At 67.0% G+C, this 2,595-nt stretch carries 2 protein-coding genes, 2 tRNA genes and 1 pseudogene; 3 read left to right on the top strand and 2 right to left on the bottom strand.

Features of this window, described 5'->3' with window-relative positions; translation table 11 throughout:
• Positions 1–67: 67 nt before the first annotated feature.
• On the top strand, positions 68–301 hold the full coding sequence (locus R1101_RS0120865; protein WP_016935213.1) for a PLDc N-terminal domain-containing protein: 234 nt from the start codon (positions 68–70) through the stop codon (positions 299–301).
• Between the two features lie 75 nt (positions 302–376).
• Here R1101_RS0120865 and R1101_RS0120860 read toward each other — a convergent pair.
• Both R1101_RS0120860 and R1101_RS0120855 read right to left on the bottom strand, forming a co-directional pair.
• A tRNA-Leu gene (locus R1101_RS0120860) sits at positions 377–462 on the bottom strand.
• Positions 463–746: 284 nt separating this feature from the next.
• Positions 747–832 (bottom strand) — tRNA-Leu (locus tag R1101_RS0120855).
• A 133-nt stretch (positions 833–965) separates the two neighbouring features.
• On the opposite strand from R1101_RS0120855, the gene R1101_RS0120850 reads away from it, so the two are divergent.
• Positions 966–2,318, top strand: a complete 1,353-nt coding sequence (locus tag R1101_RS0120850) for a M20/M25/M40 family metallo-hydrolase (RefSeq protein ID WP_016935212.1) — start codon at positions 966–968, stop codon at positions 2,316–2,318.
• Positions 2,319–2,348: 30 nt separating this feature from the next.
• Positions 2,349–2,595, top strand: a pseudogene (locus tag R1101_RS31170) (YbhB/YbcL family Raf kinase inhibitor-like protein); the annotation flags it as partial.

Below are 2,595 nucleotides of genomic sequence, written 5' to 3'. Positions count from 1 at the left end.
CTGTGGGCCCGATCGTATCGGGCAGGATGATCGTGTCCGCATTCCCTACGGAGGTACCGGAGGAAAGATGAGTCCGAACTCGCTCCTGTCCAAGAAGAAGTTCGCGGAACTCGGCCGCTCCCAGCAGGTGCTCGTGCTCCTGCTCGCGGCGGTGCAGTTGTCGCTCGCCGTGGCGGCCTGGGCCGATCTGGCGACTCGGCCGGCCGAGAAGGTCAACGGCAGCAAGCTGCGCTGGGCGCTGACGATCGCGGTGAACTTCTTCGGGCCGATCCGCTACTTCCGCAAAGGCCGCCGGGACTGAGTGGTCTGCCCGCCCGATCCCGGACGAGCCGAAGGCCCCGAACCGATTTCGGTTCGGGGCCTTCGGGTTTCGGAGTGTCCGAGGGGGGACTTGAACCCCCACGTCCGTTAATAGGACACTAGCACCTCAAGCTAGCGCGTCTGCCATTCCGCCACTCGGACCGACGCCCACACGGGGCATGTCGGTAGAGCCCGCTCCCGCGGGCGCTGAGGAAACAGTAGCGCATGGGGCGCCCGATCCCCAAAACGGCACTTCAGACGCTCTCGCGGTACTCGACGGGCCGGGCCTCACAGGTATCCGCTCGCTTGTTCGTCATCCGCCCCAGCAATTGCTGCGGCGGATAACGAAAGTGGTAGCGGTTGCCGCCGGTTCGATCGTGTCTCCGACAACGACGAAGGCCCCGAACATGGTGTTCGGGGCCTTCGTCGTCTGTCTCGACTCAGAGTGTCCGAGGGGGGACTTGAACCCCCACGTCCGTTAATAGGACACTAGCACCTCAAGCTAGCGCGTCTGCCATTCCGCCACTCGGACCTGATGCTCGCGCCCGCTCGTCGTGGGCGCTGTGAAAGAGTAACCCACCGCGCCGACGGTCCCAAATCGCCGCCTCCACCTGCACTGATCCGAACTGTCGTGGGGGTGGACGGGCGGTGGTAGACATACGGCCATGGCCATTGACACGAGCGCCCACCAGCCGTCCAGAGCAGAGGAGGAGGTCGTCGACCTCGTCTCCCGCCTCATCCGGTTCGACACCTCGAACACCGGTGAACCCACCACGACCCGGGGCGAACGCGAGTGCGCCGAATGGGTGGCCTCCGTGCTCGAGGAGGTCGGCTACGAGACGACCTACGTCGAATCCGGCGCGCCGGGCCGCGGCAACGTCTTCGCCCGGCTGGCGGGCCAAGACCCGAGTCGCGGTGCGCTGATGCTCCACGGCCATCTCGATGTGGTGCCTGCCGAGGCCGCGGACTGGAGCGTGCACCCGTTCTCCGGCGCCGTCGAGAACGGCTACGTGTGGGGACGCGGAGCGGTCGACATGAAGGACATGGTCGGCATGATGATCGCCGTCGCCCGCTACTTCAAGGTCGAGAACATCGTGCCCCCGCGTGATCTGGTCTTCGCGTTCGTCGCCGACGAGGAGGCCGGGGGCAAGTTCGGTTCGCAATGGCTGGTGGAGCACCGGCCCGACCTGTTCGAGGGCGTCACCGAGGCTGTGGGGGAGGTCGGTGGGTTCTCCTTGACCGTGCCACGTCCCGACGGCACCGAACGGCGCCTGTACATGGTCGAGACCGCGGAGAAGGGCATGCGCTGGATGCGCCTGACCGCGACCGGTGTCGCCGGGCACGGCTCGTTCCTGCACGAGGACAATGCCGTCACCGTGCTCTCCCGCGCCGTGGCCCGGCTCGGTTCCCACACCTTCCCGCTCGTGGTGAACGATTCCGTAGCCGAGTTCCTCTCCGTCGTGAGTGAGGAGACCGGGCTGGACTTCGATCCGACCTCACCCGATCTCGAGGGGGCACTCGCCAAGCTCGGCTCGATCGCCCGCATCGTGGGCGCGACCCTGCGCGACACCGCGAACCCCACCATGCTCGACGCCGGCTACAAGGCCAACGTCATCCCGCGCACTGCGCACGCCGTCGTCGACTGCCGCATCCTGCCCGGCCGGCTCGCCGAGTTCGAACGCACCGTCGACGAGCTGATCGGCCCGAACGTCACCCGCGAGTGGATCACCGGACTCGAGCCGTACGAGACCACCTTCGACGGCGAGCTCGTGGACGCGATGAACGCCGCGATCCTCGCGCACGATCCGATCGGCCGGACCGTGCCGTACATGCTCTCGGCCGGCACCGACGCCAAAGCGTTCGCCAGGCTCGGGATCCGTTGCTTCGGGTTCGCGCCGCTGCAGTTGCCGCCCGACCTGGACTTCGCGGCCCTGTTCCACGGCGTCGACGAGCGTGTCCCCGTCGACGCGCTGCGCTTCGGCACCCGTGTCATGGAACACTTCCTCCTGCACGCCTAGAACACTCGACACCGTCACGAAAGGACCGGAATGGCTTTCGATTACGACCCGTACACGTTCCTGCCCGAGCTGCCCACCTTCGAGGTGACCAGCGCGGACTTCGCCGAGGGCGAGGAATGGAAACTCCCGCAGGCCAGCGGTGCGTTCGGAATCCCCGGGGGCGGCGACGTCTCCCCCGCAGCTGTCCTGGTCGGGTTTCCCCGCCGAGACGAAGAGCTTCGTCGTCACGGTGTTCGATCCGGATGCTCCGACGGCGTCGGGTTTCTGGCACTGGGCC

This window comes from Rhodococcus sp. R1101 (assembly GCF_000278445.1).
GTDB lineage: Bacteria > Actinomycetota > Actinomycetes > Mycobacteriales > Mycobacteriaceae > Rhodococcus > Rhodococcus gordoniae.
The sequence above is the reverse complement of the archived record's forward strand: the minus strand, read 5'-3'. Positions and strand labels throughout refer to the sequence as shown.